Source organism: Mycobacterium asiaticum, from assembly GCF_001668675.1.
Taxonomy (GTDB): domain Bacteria; phylum Actinomycetota; class Actinomycetes; order Mycobacteriales; family Mycobacteriaceae; genus Mycobacterium; species Mycobacterium asiaticum_D.
This window is the reverse complement of the sequence record NZ_LZKQ01000122.1, coordinates 26,756-41,365: the sequence shown is the minus strand read 5'-3', so window position 1 is coordinate 41,365 and position 14,610 is coordinate 26,756. Positions and strand designations below refer to the sequence as shown.

At 66.0% G+C, this 14,610-nt stretch carries 16 protein-coding genes; 10 read left to right on the top strand and 6 right to left on the bottom strand.

Annotated features, from left to right (window positions below):
- The 3 genes from A9X01_RS10880 to A9X01_RS10870 all read right to left on the bottom strand — a co-directional run.
- Window positions 1-989 (bottom strand): serine/threonine-protein kinase (locus A9X01_RS10880; RefSeq protein ID WP_155772024.1); only part of this gene is annotated, 989 nt, incomplete at its 3' end.
- 962 nt (window positions 990-1,951) lie between these two features.
- Window positions 1,952-2,446, bottom strand: coding sequence for a nitroreductase family deazaflavin-dependent oxidoreductase (locus A9X01_RS10875; RefSeq protein WP_081282316.1), 495 nt, complete (start codon window positions 2,444-2,446; stop codon window positions 1,952-1,954).
- 4 nt (window positions 2,447-2,450) lie between these two features.
- The gene (locus tag A9X01_RS10870) at window positions 2,451-2,873 is read right to left on the bottom strand and encodes a DUF6636 domain-containing protein (protein ID WP_081282315.1); all 423 of its coding nucleotides are present in this window, start codon (window positions 2,871-2,873) and stop codon (window positions 2,451-2,453) included.
- 52 nt (window positions 2,874-2,925) lie between these two features.
- Here A9X01_RS10870 and A9X01_RS10865 point away from each other — a divergent pair, with 52 nt between their 5' ends.
- Genes A9X01_RS10865 through A9X01_RS10840 form a run of 6 tightly spaced genes read left to right on the top strand, consistent with a single transcriptional unit; the run spans window position 2,926 to window position 7,947 of the window.
- Entirely contained in the window at window positions 2,926-3,219 is a 294-nt protein-coding gene (locus A9X01_RS10865; protein WP_172832485.1) for a hypothetical protein, read from the top strand.
- 37 nt (window positions 3,220-3,256) lie between these two features.
- Complete coding sequence (locus A9X01_RS10860; protein ID WP_065120762.1) at window positions 3,257-4,006, top strand: Rv3717 family N-acetylmuramoyl-L-alanine amidase; 750 nt, start codon at window positions 3,257-3,259, stop codon at window positions 4,004-4,006.
- A gap of 10 nt (window positions 4,007-4,016) precedes the next feature.
- Window positions 4,017-4,874: a serine hydrolase gene (locus A9X01_RS10855; RefSeq protein WP_253849061.1), complete on the top strand. Its 858-nt coding sequence runs from the start codon at window positions 4,017-4,019 to the stop codon at window positions 4,872-4,874.
- 46 nt (window positions 4,875-4,920) lie between these two features.
- Complete coding sequence (locus tag A9X01_RS10850) at window positions 4,921-6,474, top strand: serine/threonine-protein kinase (protein ID WP_065120766.1); 1,554 nt, start codon at window positions 4,921-4,923, stop codon at window positions 6,472-6,474.
- A gap of 43 nt (window positions 6,475-6,517) precedes the next feature.
- On the top strand, window positions 6,518-7,219 hold the full coding sequence (locus tag A9X01_RS10845; RefSeq protein WP_253849059.1) for a haloacid dehalogenase type II: 702 nt from the start codon (window positions 6,518-6,520) through the stop codon (window positions 7,217-7,219).
- 5 nt (window positions 7,220-7,224) lie between these two features.
- Window positions 7,225-7,947 (top strand): potassium channel family protein, encoded by a 723-nt coding sequence (locus A9X01_RS10840; RefSeq protein ID WP_065120761.1) that lies wholly within the window; start codon window positions 7,225-7,227, stop codon window positions 7,945-7,947.
- Between the two features lie 103 nt (window positions 7,948-8,050).
- On the opposite strand, the gene A9X01_RS10835 is transcribed toward A9X01_RS10840, so the two are convergent.
- Complete coding sequence (locus A9X01_RS10835) at window positions 8,051-9,346, bottom strand: MFS transporter (RefSeq protein WP_065120760.1); 1,296 nt, start codon at window positions 9,344-9,346, stop codon at window positions 8,051-8,053.
- A 34-nt stretch (window positions 9,347-9,380) separates the two neighbouring features.
- Between A9X01_RS10835 and A9X01_RS10830 the strand changes: the two genes are divergently transcribed.
- Window positions 9,381-9,968 carry a class I SAM-dependent methyltransferase gene (locus tag A9X01_RS10830; protein WP_065120759.1) on the top strand — a complete coding sequence of 196 codons (588 nt, stop codon included), beginning with the start codon at window positions 9,381-9,383 and terminating at the stop codon, window positions 9,966-9,968.
- On the opposite strand, the gene A9X01_RS10825 is transcribed toward A9X01_RS10830, so the two are convergent.
- The gene (locus A9X01_RS10825; protein ID WP_065120758.1) at window positions 9,958-10,998 is read right to left on the bottom strand and encodes a phosphotransferase family protein; all 1,041 of its coding nucleotides are present in this window, start codon (window positions 10,996-10,998) and stop codon (window positions 9,958-9,960) included. The genes A9X01_RS10830 and A9X01_RS10825 overlap by 11 nt on opposite strands.
- Before the next feature lie 81 nt (window positions 10,999-11,079).
- Between A9X01_RS10825 and A9X01_RS10820 the strand changes: the two genes are divergently transcribed.
- Entirely contained in the window at window positions 11,080-11,925 is an 846-nt protein-coding gene (locus A9X01_RS10820) for an alpha/beta fold hydrolase (RefSeq protein WP_065120757.1), read from the top strand.
- Here A9X01_RS10820 and A9X01_RS10815 read toward each other — a convergent pair.
- Entirely contained in the window at window positions 11,908-12,465 is a 558-nt protein-coding gene (locus tag A9X01_RS10815) for a TetR/AcrR family transcriptional regulator (RefSeq protein ID WP_065120756.1), read from the bottom strand. The two genes, A9X01_RS10820 and A9X01_RS10815, sit on opposite strands and share 18 nt — an antisense overlap.
- 104 nt (window positions 12,466-12,569) lie before the next feature.
- Here A9X01_RS10815 and A9X01_RS10810 point away from each other — a divergent pair, with 104 nt between their 5' ends.
- Both A9X01_RS10810 and A9X01_RS10805 read left to right on the top strand, forming a co-directional pair.
- The gene (locus A9X01_RS10810; RefSeq protein ID WP_253849058.1) at window positions 12,570-13,451 is read left to right on the top strand and encodes a metal-dependent hydrolase; all 882 of its coding nucleotides are present in this window, start codon (window positions 12,570-12,572) and stop codon (window positions 13,449-13,451) included.
- On the top strand, window positions 13,445-14,608 hold the full coding sequence (locus A9X01_RS10805; RefSeq protein WP_065120754.1) for an Rv3169 family protein: 1,164 nt from the start codon (window positions 13,445-13,447) through the stop codon (window positions 14,606-14,608). Before A9X01_RS10810 ends, A9X01_RS10805 begins: the two co-directional genes overlap by 7 nt.
- Window positions 14,609-14,610: the final 2 nt, after the last annotated feature.

The window sequence follows — 14,610 nt, the reverse complement described above, 5'->3', positions numbered from 1 at the left end:
GCCCTCACTGGCGCGGCCCTGGTGGCGGCGCAAGGCCGTGGCAATCTCGGCCGCGCTGTTGGCCGTGGTGGTGGCCGCTGGGGCAGACCACGGCCATCGGAGCGGGTGTCGAAGTGCACGTGGTACGGATTGTTCGCGGGCTGGGTCCGGACGGGCGGCGGCACCCTGGTCGGGATGGGCATGGTCATAGCGGTCTGGGCGGCTTGGGCGAACTCCACCGCGGTGCTGTAGCGATCGTTGGGATGTTTGGCCATGCCCTTGGCGATGACCGAGTCCAAGCCCGCCGGCAGCTCGGGAAACGTGCTCGACGGCCGCGGTGGGGGAGTCCGCAGGTGGCCGCCGATCTGTTGTTCCAAGGTGTTGCCGGGGAACGGCGACTGGGCGGTCAAGCACTCGTAGAGCACGCAGGCCAGCGAGTAGATGTCCGAGCGGGCATCGGCATTGTCGGCGCTGAATCGCTCCGGCGCCATGTAATGGTAGGTGCCGATCACGTCACCGGCCTTCGTCAGGGCTAAATCGCCTGCGGCGCGCGCGATTCCGAAGTCGATCAGGTAAGCGAAGTCGTCGGCGTCGATCATGATGTTGGAGGGCTTCACATCTCGGTGCAGCAGCCCATCCTTGTGGGCGGCATGCAGCGCCTTGGCGGTCTGCCCGATGATGTGCACCGCGCGATCCGGTGGCAGCGGCCCGTGACTGAGCACTGTCTCCAGGTCGTGGCCTTCGATCAGGCGCATGTCGACGAACAGTCGCCCGTTGATCTCGCCATAGGTGTGAATCGGGATGAGGTGCGGGCTGTTCAACCGCGCGGTGGCGTGGGCTTCGCGGCGGAACCGTTGCTGGAAGACGTTGTCGTTGGAGATCTCGGTCGGCAGGATTTTGAGCGCAACAACCCGGTCGGTGTCCGTGTCATAGGCGCGCCAGACCTCGCCCATGCCGCCACGGCCCATCAACTCAATCAGCCGGTACCGCCCGAACGGCGTTCCCTCCAACAAGCCCTCCTATCTGAGGATCAGATCCTGACGCGGCACATGCAAGTCACACCATTTTGCTACGTTACGGGCAACCTTCCGCGCTTATTTCTGACCGTCAATTAATGAATTTAGTCAGCGAGGTACCTTTCGCGCCATTAAATCGCTTGTTAACAGACCGTTCCTGCGTCAACCCAACTGCCGGCGGACCCGACCGTCCCCCAATGTCATTGCGACCCAAACAATCCGAACAGCCTGCTGGAGAAACCGAGATTGGGATCGATAGCCGGGCGAGCCCCGTGGACTGTCGGAAAGGCGGGAGCACGTGAAGCATGAAGCTAAGTACCGTAATGGTGGTCGCGGGCGTTGCCATCTTGCTGGCGAGTTGTTCGACACACCGCGTCGTCTCGCCCCCCGCTGCGACACGGGACGGTCGAGCCGGCCACCGTGGCGCAGCTGTGCGATGCCCAGACGTGGCCGCGCCCGTTCCGGACGTGGTCGGGCGTCTCCTCTACCAGGTCAAAGACGGTTCGCTGACTGCTGGGACCATATCCGGGTGGCCCCGGACGGGCACGACCCGCTCAGCCAACCCACCCGGCCCAGAGACGGCCAAAAGAAGACTTATTGCATCAGCGCTGTCTCGCCCGCCGTCGGGACTCCGGTCAACCGCCACGCCACCGTGACGGTCGATATCGCCTGCATCTACGACAAACCCGTCGACGTGGGCATGGCGTGGAAATCGATCTACAAGTGCTCGGGGCGTTTCCCGTCGACGCCGCGTCGCAATTTGTGCTTGCGACGCGTCGCGGCACCGGCGTCCGGGCCGCCTGCGCCTAAGAACCGTCGACGACCCCACCGTCGACAACGCTGGTGGTGCTGCTCGACCGTGACCGGCTCTTTCGGGTCACCCAGGGCTATACGTCCTGCAAGACGCTGAAACGCTTCGTGCAGTTGGCAATTGGGAGCATTGGCTGACGACTTCTTCACTGCGGGCGGCGATGCAACCAGACGAAATCGTCAATGCCCGCCAGTTGCAACATTATTCGTGATCTTGTCGGCCAGGCACGCAGCGGTTGTGGGCCGGAGACGATCTCTGGCTTCTCCACGGTGAAGGTGCGACCTTTCCAGGCCAGTGTCCCGGATCCGGCGGCGCTGATGTTGCGGTACCAGTCGGTGCCGGGGCCGTAGGTCAACGGCACCAGGAACCCGTCTCCGTGGCCGGTCACGCCCACTGACGTCTGGTAATTGCGGCCACTGCGACGTCCCACGTGGGTAAGCAGGCCGACGGTCGATATTCGCGTTCCGGAGACCCGGCGCGTCAGCACGTTGTAGATCTTGAGTAACCGCCGGAACGCCCCGTGGGAGAGCAGCGATGCGCGTCGGCGCCGCAACGCCCGCAGCAACACCACCATCGACAGCGGCACGACACCCAGTGCCAGCCCCGCGAGGCCGATGCGGCCGAAGTGCTTGCCGGGCAACGACCTAACCGAGATCGAACGAGTCGCGCGAAACCCGGAAGAAGTGCCCGCTGGTGCTGTCGGTGCACTTCATGCCCGCCTGCTCGCTGCTGGCACAGGTGATCGAGCCGGCGGAGATGGTTTGCCCGTAGGCGAGTGCCGGCTCGCCGGGCAGCTGCAGGGTGTCGCCGTGGCATTCGATGGCGCCGGGTTTACCGGGGCTCAGCGTGAACCGGCTGCCCCAGGAGATGTGCTGAGCGCACTCCGGAGGCGGCGGCGGGGTGTAGGTGTATTCGCCGATGTCGCAGGCGGCGCCGTCCGCAGCGATGATGCAGAAGATGTTGCCGGACGGCGATTGGAAATACTTGGAGTCCGCATGGGCGGTCGCCGGCAACACAATGGTTGCTGCGGTGGCCGCGGTGATCAGCGTCAGCTGCATGATTCGCATCGCTTGGTCTTAGCACGCCAGGTTGTCGGTGGCGAGGGGTAACTTCCGGGCCATGAAGCAATCGGGCGGTGGGTTCGGGTCGCTGTTCGGCGTGTTGCTGGTCATTGGGCTCGTCATCAAGTTCATCTGGTGGATCCTCGGGGCGGCCGCGTTGGTGGCCCTGTTCTTCCTGGTACGTGCCCTCGTTCGCTGGTATGCCAGACGCTCGGAGGAGTACGCCCGCTATTGGGACGCGCTCTGCGCGCGTGCCGACCAGCAGCACAACTGGGTGCTGCAGGGGGATGACCGCGGGATCTACGGTGTCGAGGGCGCCGACCTCATGCGCAAGGTGCGGCGGTTCGGGTGAAGGGCGCGCGCCCACCACCGGTTGTTACCATCGCGCGGTGAGCCGATTTTCCAGGCGCGACGTGCTGAAATGTGCCGCCGCGGCGCCGGTGGTGCTGGCTGGCCTGGTCTCCGGTCCGCGTGCCGGCGCGGCCAACATCGCCGGAATGAGCGTGTTTCTCGACCCAGGCCACAACGCGGTCGCGGACGCGTCCATCAACCGGCAGGTTCCCAATGGCCGTGGCGGCACCAAGCCGTGTAACACCTCGGGCACCGCTGCCAACGACGGCTATCCCGAGCACGCGTTCACCTGGGAAGTCACCAATATGGTCGCCGCCAACCTGAATGGGATGGGCGTCAACACTCAGCTGTCCCGGGGCGACGACAACTCGGTTGGACCGTGCATCGACGACCGCGCCGCCCACGCCAACAGCGCGCGCCCCGACGCGATCGTCAGCATCCACGCCGACGGCGGCCCTGCCTCGGGGCGGGGGTTCCATGTGAACTACTCCAGCCCGCCGCTCAATGCGTCGCAGTCCGGTCCGTCCCTCCAGCTCGCCGAGGCGATGCGCAGTGCGCTGATCGGCGCCGGATTTCAGCCGTCCAACTACGTCGGCTCCGGCGGGCTGTACGGCCGCGCCGACCTCGCCGGACTGAACTTCGCCGAATACCCGGCGGTGCTGGTGGAACTCGGCAACATGAAGAACGCGGAAGACGCCGCTCTCATCGAGAGCCCGGACGGACGGGCGCGCTACGCCGCCGCCGTTACCCAGGGGATCGTCAACTATCTCCAGGGCAAGGCGGGCTAGCGTCCGCAGATTGGCCGCGGTCCTCGCAACCTTGGCTGCGGCGGCCGCGATCGTGACATTGAGCGCCGAATACACCCACCGGCACGCACCGCTCCGACCGACACCGTCCGCGCACCCCGCGCCGGACATCACCGCGCCACCGGTCAACCCGACCACCGACCTGGCCGCGGACTTCACCCAGTTGACCGCCCACCTGAACGCTCGGGTCGGGCTGGCCGTCGCCGCCGTCGGCTCCGGGCAGCCGGTCACCGTGTGGGGCGATTGGCAGCAGGGACCGGCCTGGTCGACGATCAAGCTACCCCTGGTGATCGCCGCCTACCGGGCGCAACACGTGATCACCGCCCAAATGCGGGCCGTCATCACCGAATCCGACAACGCGGCAGCCGAAGCACTGTGGCGGCAGTTGGGCGAACCAGCGACCGCGGCTCAGCAGGTGCAACAGGTTCTGCAGCAGACCGGTGACCCTACTACCGTCGAATCCCGAAGACTGCGACCGGGATTCACCGCTTTCGGCCAAACTCAGTGGGCACTGGCCAATCAGGTGGGATTCACCGCCAGCGCGGTCTGCAATCCGGTGAATGACCCGATCTTCTCGCTGATGGGCGAAGTCGAAACGCAACGCTGGGGCATCGGCGAACTCGCCGGCACCCAGTTCAAGGGCGGTTGGGGTCCGTCGCCGTCCGGCGATTACCTCGTCCGCCAACTCGGCGTGCTGACCACACCCGGCGGCCGGGTGGCCGTCGCGGTTGCCGCCGAGCCGGCCTCGGGTTCGTTCGATGACGGCAGGGCCGCCCTCGACGCGGTCGCAGGCTGGCTGAACGCCAACCGCGCCCGGTTGCCCGCCGGCCGCTGCCCGGGAAACCCTTAGACATCATGGCGACGTGCCGCATAATCCCTAACGGGAGGAGATGACGGTGTCAGCGGACGACCAGCGTGTCGGCACGACCTTCGGCAAATACACCATCACCGGCGTCCTCGGCAAAGGCGGCATGGGCGAGGTCTACGAGGCCTACGACAACCAGATCGGTAGGACCGTCGCCCTCAAGATCATCAAGGGTCAGTTCGCCAACGACCGCAAATTCCGCACCCGCTTCGAGCGGGAATCCCACGCCGCGGCGACGTTGCAGGAACCGCACGTCATCCCGATCCACGGCTTCGGTGAAATCGACGGCTCGCTGTTCATCGACATGCGCCTGGTCCGCGGCAAGGATCTGGAAGCGTTACTGGTCAGAGCGCCGCTGGAGCCGGCGCGCGCGGTCGCCATCGTCATCCAGATCGCCGCGGCGCTGGACGCCGCCCACGCGGACGGGCTGGTGCACCGGGACGTCAAGCCGCAGAACATCCTGGTCACGCCCGCCGATTTCGCTTACCTGGTCGATTTCGGGATCGCCGAGGTGGTGGGTGAGAACACCCGGCTCACCGCGGCCAACATGCGGGTCGGCTCATGGGCCTACATGGCGCCGGAACGGTTCACCGACAGCGGCATCACCCCCGCCGCCGACATCTATTCGCTGGCCTGCGTCCTCTATGAAGCGCTGACCGGGCAGCCGCCGTTTCCCGCCCAGACCCAGGGCGGGTTGGTCGCCGCGCACCTGTCAACACCGCCGCCGCGACCGAGCCTGGCCAACCGAAGGGTCCCGCCGGCCCTGGATGAGGTGATTGCCCGCGGCATGGCCAAGGAGCCAGACGACCGGTACGGCAGCGCCGGGGCGTTCGGCCGGGCTGCTGAACGGGCCCTGCGACGCGGTGCGCGCACCGTGATCGACCCGGTCGACCAGGCGCCGACGCAAGGCGCCTCATGGCCACCCCCGCAACGACCGCCCATGCCGCCACCGCAGCAACAGGTCTATCCGCAGACCTTTCCGCCCTCGGGTCCGCAACCGGTGGTGTCGGCGGAACCGGTGGCCAAGCCGCGGCCGCGTTGGCTGGTGCCCGCCCTCGTCGCGCTCTGCGCGGCGGTGGTGCTGGCGGCGATCGGCGCCGTCATCGGTCTGCTGCCCGACTCCGATTCGCCCCCGACGGCCGGACCGTCGGCAACCGTCCCGCCGACGATCCCGCCCTACTCAGGTGAGTCATCCGGCGTGCCGGAGCCCACGCCGTCGCAGCCGGTCAACGCCACGCCGCCGCTGGTCACCGGTCCGGACCAGAGCGCCGGCCAGCAGAGCTGCGATCAGGGTTTTCAACTCAGCAACGCGACCGGGTTCGGGTCGCACGGCGGGCGGGGGTCGCCGCAGACATCCTGCTACTTCGCCAATACGGTGCTGCGCACGTACTGGGAGACCTACGGCAACGCCACCGAGGGGACGCGGACGGTATCGGCACCGGGCTCCGTTGATTGCTTCACCGTGCCCGGCGCGAACTGCGACCCGAAGAACACCGCAAACTTCTTGATGAAATGTGCCGGCGATGGCGCCAACCCGTGGATCAGGTGCACCGGCGGCAAGGACGCGGTGGTGTACCTCTGGTAGTGAAAAGTGTCACGGCCACCGGGACATCGCTAGATTCGGTCGGGTGCTCAAGGCGCTGTTATTCGATGTCCAAGGGACCGCGACGGACTTTCACTCGACGGTGTGCGATGAGGCCCGGCGCATCAGCGCCGGCCGGCACTTGGGAGTCGATTGGCCCGACGTGGTGCGGCGCTGGCGAGCGGAATACTTCACGGCGCTGAACGCGGCGCCGGCCCACTCAGGAACCTGGGTCTCGGTGCACACGGTGTACCGTCGCGCTCTCGACGCCATTCTCGACGACGTCGGGGCCGGTGACCTCTCCGGCGCCGAGCGCGAGGAGCTCACCCTGGCGTGGCAGCGGCTGCGGCCGTGGCCGGACGCCATACCGGGGCTGAACCGGCTCCGCACCCGGTACACACTGGCGACCCTGTCGAACGCCGATGTGAGCGCGGTGGTCAACATCTCCAAGCGGGCGGGTCTGCCCTGGGATGCCGTCTTCGCCGCGGAGATGGCCGGCGTGTTCAAGCCCGACCCCGCCGTGTACCGGATGGCCGCCGGCTACCTCGGCCTGCAACCCGGCGAAATCATGATGGTGGCCAGTCACAAGTACGACATCCGTGCGGCCGGCCGGCTCGGTTTCCAGACCGCTTTCGTGGCCCGGCCGCTGGAGTTCGGTGCGGGCGCGACCGCGGACGTGGCATACGAAGACGAGTTCGACATCAACGCTTGTGATTTCGTCGATCTGGCGGATCAACTCGTACGCTGAGCCGTGTGCAATCCAAGGAACAACTGTGGAGGCAGCGCACCGAGTGGCCGCTCGCCCTGGTCGCCGTCGCCTTCCTCGCCATGTATTCGGTGCAGATCCTCGGCCGCCCGCACGGGCTCGAAGCGCGTGCGCTGTGGCTGTTGTGCTGGCTGGCGTGGGGCATCTTCGTCATCGACTATGTGGCTCGCCTGGTCCTGGCCGACGATCGCCGGGAATGGTTTCTGCTGCACCTGTTTGACCTCATCATGGTGGCGTTGCCGTTCATGCGGCCGCTGCGGATGCTGCGGCTGCTGGTCCTGCTCGGCGTGCTGCAGAAGGCGGTCGGTCGCGCCGTGCGCGGTCAGATCCTCATCTACACGATCTCCGGGGTCATCCTGTTGGTGTACGCGGGCTCGCTGGCGATCCTGGACGCCGAACGCGAGCAGCCCGGCGCCACCATCGACTCCTTCGGCAAGGCGGTGTGGTGGTCCATCACCACGGTGACCACCGTCGGCTACGGCAACCTGTATCCGCTGACCGTCACCGGCCGGGTGGTCGCGGCGCTGCTGATGATCGGCGGCATCAGCCTGATAGGTGTGGTGACGGCGTCGCTGGCGTCCTGGATCGTGCAGCGGGTCTCGGACGCCGACAGCGAGAATCAGGCCGCGACGGCCAGTCAGATCGAAGAGTTGCGCGCCGAGATCCGGGCGCTGGCCGACCAACTGCGACAGCAGGAACCCGCACGCTAGCTGTTGGTTGTGTTGGTTGTGTTGGTTGCGTTGGTTGCGCGAGCAGACGCGAAGGCACCCGCACGCTCGGCGTGTCGGGTGCCTTCGCGTCTGCTCGCGAGGGCTACTCGAGCGCTCCTCCGAGGGTCTCGGGCAGCAGGTAGGTACACAGCAGGCTCACCCCGACCAGCACCGCCAACATCAGCCCAATCGACCAGCTGCCGTAGCGGTCGCTGAGCGGGTCGGCAAGCAACGGCGGCAGCGCCCCACCCGCAATGCCGGCCACGTTGATCGCCAGCCCGGCGCCGGTGTAGCGGTGCGACGTGCTGAACAGTTCGGGCACGAAGGACGCCATCGGGGCGTAGGTGAACGCGGCGATGCTGTACGTCCCAACGATCCCGGCCGCGAACAACACCGGCCGGTCGGTGTCGATCAGTCCAATCACCACGAACGACCACGGCAGGCCTAGTGCCCACCCGGACAGGATCACCGGGCGACGGCCGACCCGGTCACACAATATGGCCGACAGCGGGACAACCGCTGTCCATGCCAGACCGCCCAGCAGTCCTGCGCACAAAATGACATTGCGCGACAGCCCCAGATGGCTGTGCGCGTAGCTGGTCAGGTACGTGCCCGCCATGAACACGAACGCGTAGAGCGCCACGAAGCTGCCCGACGCCAGCGCCACCCGCGCCGGCTGCTGCCGGAGCACCTCGGCCAGCGGCACCCGAGGACGCACCGTTTGTCTTGTGAAGACCGGTGTTTCGTCGATGACCAGACGCACATACAACGCGATGGCGACCAGTAGGCCGCTCAGCAGAAACGGCACCCGCCATCCCCAGTTCAGGAACGCCGCGCTCTTCTCACCGACGGTGGCATTGACGATCAGGAAGGTCAGGCTGGTGAGCAGGGTGGCGATGCCAGCACCCACCGCCGTGAACATGCCGAAGCTGCCGCGGCGGTGGGCCGGCGCGAATTCGGCTGCCAACAAAGCCGACCCGGCCCACTCGCCGCCGACGGCGAACCCTTGCAACAGCCGCAGAATCAACACGATCAGCGGCGCCGCTATCCCGATCGTCGCCGCCCCGGGCGTCAGGCCTACTGCAACCGTGCACAGACCCATGATCAGCATGGTGGCCACCAGGGTCGCCTTGCGGCCGAGGCGATCACCGAAGTGTCCGAACACCGCACCGCCGACCGGCCGGGAGACGAACGCGGCGGCGAAGGTGCCCATGGCGGCGACCGTACCCATCGCCGGGCTGAGCTCAGGGAAGAAGACGTGGGGGAAGACCAACGCCGCGGCCGTGCCGTAGATGTAGAAGTCGTAGAACTCGACGGTGGTGCCCACCATGCACGCGAACGCGATCCGCTTGACGCTGACTGGATTGGCCACGCGCGAGTGTAGGCACAGTTGCGGCATTCTCACCGCCCCGGACCGTGATACGTTGCCGACGATGCGACGTCGTTTCACCGAATTCCACCACGTCCTGCAGCCCGCGGTGCGCCTGCGCGAACAAGCCGAGGCGCTGGGTGACTACGTCGGCGACGGTGACACCGTTCTCGACGTCGGTTGCGGGACCGGATATCTCTCGCATTACCTGCGGGACATTTACGGCGCGGTGCCGACCGGGATCGACGTGAAAGACTTTCGGGCCAGCGACATTTCGTTCACCGAATTCGACGGCCGCACAATTCCCTTCCCGGACAGCTCTTTCGATCACGTGATCCTGAGTGAGGTGCTACACCACAGCCATGACCCGGTCGGGCTGATCGCCGAATGCCGCCGAGTCGCGCACCGCCGCATCATCGTTTTCGAAGACATGCCCGACGGGCTGCTCGGCAAGGCCGCGCTCTACGCCCACGTGCAGGCTTTCGCGCTGTATCACCACTACCCGTTCCGCCCCGCAGGCTTGGAGGAATACCGCAAGGCGCTGGTCTGGTTGTCCACCAATACCGCTTGCGTGGCCCGCATTCCGCAGCCCCCCGATTGGGCGGTCTACCCGCGCGAGCTGCTGATCTACGAACTTCCCGCTACGGACTGACCGCCGCGATCGCCCAAGCGGGCATGATCGGCGCGCGGGTGAGGCCGTGGTCGCCCTGGCCCATGCTGCGCAGTAGCCACTGCACCCGCAGGATGCAGCAGCCCATCCGCACCATCGCGAAGATCTCGTACCACCTCAGCGCCTGCAGCGGCCGGCCGATCCGCTCCTCGAATCGCTCGATGACCCGTTGCCGGCTGTCGAAGCCCGGGAGCTCGGGATCGGCCTGTATCCCGTTGACCTCCATGGTCTGTCGTCGGGTGGCCAGCCACCAGGCGAAGTCCGTCTCCGCCGGGCACAGACATGCCTGCTCCCAGTCCAGCACCCCGACGATCTGCCCCTGGTCGTCGAAGATCGCGTTGGACAGTCGCGCGTCGCCCCAGCACACGGCGAGCCGGGGCGGGTCCTCGGGTTGGTGGCGATACAGCCAGTCGAACGCGTCGGTGATCAGGTTGGGAACCTGCATATCGGTGGCCCATTCGACGTAGTCGCGCCACCACGCGAGTTCTGCGGCGTTGCCGACGCCTTGCGGCCGCTCCAGCCAGGCCGCCTGATCGGTCGGGACGCGTTGCAGGGCAACCAGGGTGTCCAGGAAGGAGTCATGCACACGACGCTGTACTTCCGGGCCGGCGCCGTGCAGCCATCCGCGTGTCGCATACGACGTGTCCGACGGCGTGTGCCCGGCGATGCGCGGCATCACCAGAAAACTCGACCCGAGCCACGACGGGTCCGGTTCGTAGTGGATCGGCGCGGGCGTGGCGATCTGATACTCGTGCAGGAACTGCTGCGTACGCGTCTGGCCGGCAAGGTCGTATTCGGCGTAGATGCCACCCCCGGTTGGCGGGATCCGCACCACGAACTCGCGCGACCCGTCGACGCTGAACAACAAACTCACACTCGACCAGCCCGCGGCGCGGTTCGCCGGCCGCAGCTCGCCGATTTCAACCGGTGCGCCGAACTTGTGCTGAAACCAGTCCGCGAGCTGGCCGCGGGTCGCATCGAGGTCTCGCTGCACGAGGGACAGTCCGGCCATAGACACACATTTACATAGGACCTATGCGATGTAAATAGAGTGTGCTTACATTAAACGACCACGATGTAAAGGACGAGTTCGATGGTTAGACCGGAGCCCCTGATCTTCGGGGACATAGGTGACACCACCAGACCCCTGGCCATCGCAGTGCACGGGTTCCCCGATACTCCGCATACCTGGCGGCATCTCGGGCCGGTGCTCGCCGAGCACGGCTACCGGGTGGTGGCGCCGTGGCTGCCGGGCTACGACGCGCCGGCGGACGGTCCCGTTAGCGTGGGTACCTATGTGCGCCATGTCCTTTCGGTATACCGCGAACACGGGGGAGACGATCGCGCGGTGCTGATCGGCCACGACTGGGGCGCACATGCGGCCTACGGAACGGTGGGGGCAGACCCGGGCGCCTTCGGTCGCCTGGTTACCCTCGCGGTGCCACCGAGTGCCGCGCTGGCCGAATCCATGTTCAGCTACGCCCAGTTGAAGCGCTCGTTCTACATCTGGTTCATCCAACTGGTCGGTCTCGCCGAGACGGCGTTGCTGCAACCGAGCTTCTGGGAGCAACTCTGGGCGGACTGGTCACCAGGATACGATGCAACAGAAGATATTTCGTGGCTGCGCGAACACGTCACCGCCGAGACCATCGCCGGGGTGATCTCACCCTATCGCGCGACATTCAACCCCGAGTTCGCCGATCCGTCCGCGGAGCAGGAGGCGCTGGCCACATTCGTTCCTCCGGCGATCCCGACCCTGTACCTGCACGGCTCCGACGACGGTGGGTTAGGAGCCGAGGTGGTCGCCGATGCGGTCCAGCACCTGCCCGCGCCGGGATCGAAATTCGAAATGATCGATGGCACAGGCCATTTCTTGCACCTGGAAAAGCCGGATCTGATCGCCGACCGGATCCGCGGATGGCTAGCTGGCGGTGGCTGAGCGCAGGGTGCGGCGGTCGAGGCCTGCGGCATAACGCAATTCAGCTAGAAACTGCTCGCGGTCGGTTCCGCCGACCAGGTAGTGACACACCGCCACCCGCACCACCGTCGCTGCCGCCAGCTCGGAGTCGTCGCCGGGGATCAAGCGCTTGATGCGCTCGTGCAGGACGGGCATCACCCGTTTCATCTGCGTGAGTACATGTTCGGGTTCGGTGTCGGCAAGGAAGCCCAGTGAGTAGGTGTACTGGAAGTCCACCACGAATTGCAAGGCAGCGTCCAGTCTTTCGGGACCACGCAGCCCCGCCATGGCCGAGGCGATGCCGGCATCGAAATTGTCTTGCTCGTAGAGTCCGAACGCTGCAAGCAACTCGTCCTTGGACGGGAAGTACCGGTAGAGCGTGGGCCGGGACACGTTGGCTTCGGCGGCCACCTCGGAGAGCATCAGTCGCTTGCGTCCGCTGCGGGCAAGGACCACGAAAGTGGCGGCCAGTATCCGTCGGCGCGTCGAGAGCTCGGCGCTGGGCGGGACACGGGTGGACACCCTACGTACTTTACATCTATACCGGTGAATGTCACACTGCGAACTGAGACAATCTGACTCTGAACGTAAGGCACGCGGCGATGACGGACCTTGTCGTCCGAAGAATGTCATTTGAGTTCGACCGAACGGTCCCGTTCCTGTGGCAGCCGGCCAATCCGCGGTTCGCGATCTTCTGCAACGCCTTCACCTTTATCGCGGTGCCGTTCGAGAAATACATCATCGCGGCGTTACGCGAGGCCGGCGACCGACTCGACGACCCCGAGGTTGCGGCCGAGGCGGATGCCTTTTTGCGGCAGGAGGCTCAGCACGCCGCGGCGCACCGCAAGCACATGCTGGCGCTGATCGAGCAGTATCCCGGGTTGGAATGCTGCTACGAGGAGACGATGGCGTCCTACCAACAGTTGATCGCCGCGCACCCGGTCGAGTTTCACGCCGCCTACATCGCCAACCTGGAAGCCACGTTCACCCCGATGTTCAAAGTCATTCTCGATCATCGGGATTCGCTGTTCGGCGGGGGGGATCAGCGTGTGGCTGCGCTGATGCTGTGGCACTTCGTCGAGGAGATCGAGCACCGCAGTTCGGGGCTCAAGTTGTGCCGGCACCTGGTGCCTGACCCCTGGTATCGCGTCAAACGGGTACGCCAGACCTTCCGGCATACCGGATTCATTGCAAACACGGTCGCCAAGGCCTTCGACCAGCACATCCCACTGCGAGACCGAGCGTTGTCGGCAGAACGGGTGATGGAAGACGCGTTGCGCACCGAGTTCCGCTACCGCCTGGGCAGGACGGCCACCAAACCGGTGTTTCACGCCGTGCCCACCGGGCGGCTGCTGCGGATGCTCTGGGGGCTCGCGATCTCCCAGACGCCGCACCACGATCCAGCCGACCAGCCGTTACCGGAATGGGCGGGAACCTGGATGGCCGAGTACGACCGCGGCACCGACATGACGACCTTCGACCCGATGAGGAGTGACCCGGATTGCTGACGACCAACTACGGCGGGTTGGTGCCCGAGGACGAGTCCCTGACCCATCAGATCGTGGACACGTTCGCGACGGTCAGCCAGTCGGACCCGTCCTGGACGGAGAAGATCTGGACCATCGCGCATGCGCGGGACAACTCATTGCAAGTGGTGCTGGGTGTCGGCAAGTACACCAACAGGGGAGTGTTCGACGGGGCCGGGGGTGTCTGCCGGGGCACCGAACAGTGGACGGTCCGTGCCGGCCGGCGACTGTCCTTGGACCCGTCGAGCACCGACGTCGGCCCCATCCACTACAGCGTCGTCGAGCCGCTCAAAGCTATCCGCGTCAGGCTCGACAACACCGAGCACGCACCGATCGCGTTTGACGTGACGCTGTGTGGCAGCTTCGATGCGGCACTGGAAGACCCCTGGCCGGACCGCAGCCCCGACGGCTACCGGGTGACCCATAATGTGTTGCGCTACCACCAGATTGGCGTCGCATCGGGCTGGGTCGAGCTCGACGGCGTGCGCACCGAGGTCAGGCCCGACGAGTGGATTTCGATCCGTGACCATTCCTGGGGCCTGCGTCCCGGGGTGGGCAAGCCGATACCCGGCCTGCCGCGCGGCGGCCGCCGCATCAACCAGATGTTGATGACCTGGTGCCCGATGACGCTGACCCGGGCCGACGGGTCGGCCTACTCGCTGTTCGTGTTCTTGCAGCAGGAAAAAGGCGACGGATTCGAGTCGACCCGTTTCCAGGCGGAACAGCAGAACGACAACGGCACCGCCTATCGTTTCGCGAACGTCGAACAGGACCTGCACTTTGACGACGGCAACCGGCGCCTGACCCACGGCACCATCACGTTGACCGAAACCGACGGCACCAGGCGCCCTTTGACGATCACCGCGGCCGGGCCGACCGGATTTCACCTCGGCACCGCCGGCTACTACGGCTGGAACGACTGGGTGTACGGGCAATGGGTCGGTGATCTGCGGGTGGAGGGTTACCACGTACCGGACTGCGATCAGCCAGAGACCGCCCGCAAGGTCCACCAGTTACGAGACCTGTTGGTGCGCGTGGAGGATCCGGTCGGCGGTGGGACCGGGTTCGGCAACGCCGAAACCTTCGCTCTGGGAGCTTTCCCCGAGCGCGGCCTGGCTGCCGAGAACTCGTTCCTGTAGCA

What these genes read in the sequence shown, in the direction of transcription:
- A9X01_RS10830 (WP_065120759.1), top strand. Translation starts at nt 9,381, where the DNA reads ATGCGACGTCGTTTCACCGAATTCCACCACGTCCTGCAGCCCGCGGTG.
- A9X01_RS10835 (WP_065120760.1), bottom strand. Translation starts at nt 9,346, where the DNA reads ATGCCGCAACTGTGCCTACACTCGCGCGTGGCCAATCCAGTCAGCGTC.
- A9X01_RS10865 (WP_172832485.1), top strand. Translation starts at nt 2,926, where the DNA reads ATGAAGCAATCGGGCGGTGGGTTCGGGTCGCTGTTCGGCGTGTTGCTG.
- A9X01_RS10825 (WP_065120758.1), bottom strand. Translation starts at nt 10,998, where the DNA reads ATGGCCGGACTGTCCCTCGTGCAGCGAGACCTCGATGCGACCCGCGGC.
- A9X01_RS10820 (WP_065120757.1), top strand. Translation starts at nt 11,080, where the DNA reads ATGGTTAGACCGGAGCCCCTGATCTTCGGGGACATAGGTGACACCACC.
- A9X01_RS10810 (WP_253849058.1), top strand. Translation starts at nt 12,570, where the DNA reads ATGTCATTTGAGTTCGACCGAACGGTCCCGTTCCTGTGGCAGCCGGCC.
- A9X01_RS10870 (WP_081282315.1), bottom strand. Translation starts at nt 2,873, where the DNA reads ATGCGAATCATGCAGCTGACGCTGATCACCGCGGCCACCGCAGCAACC.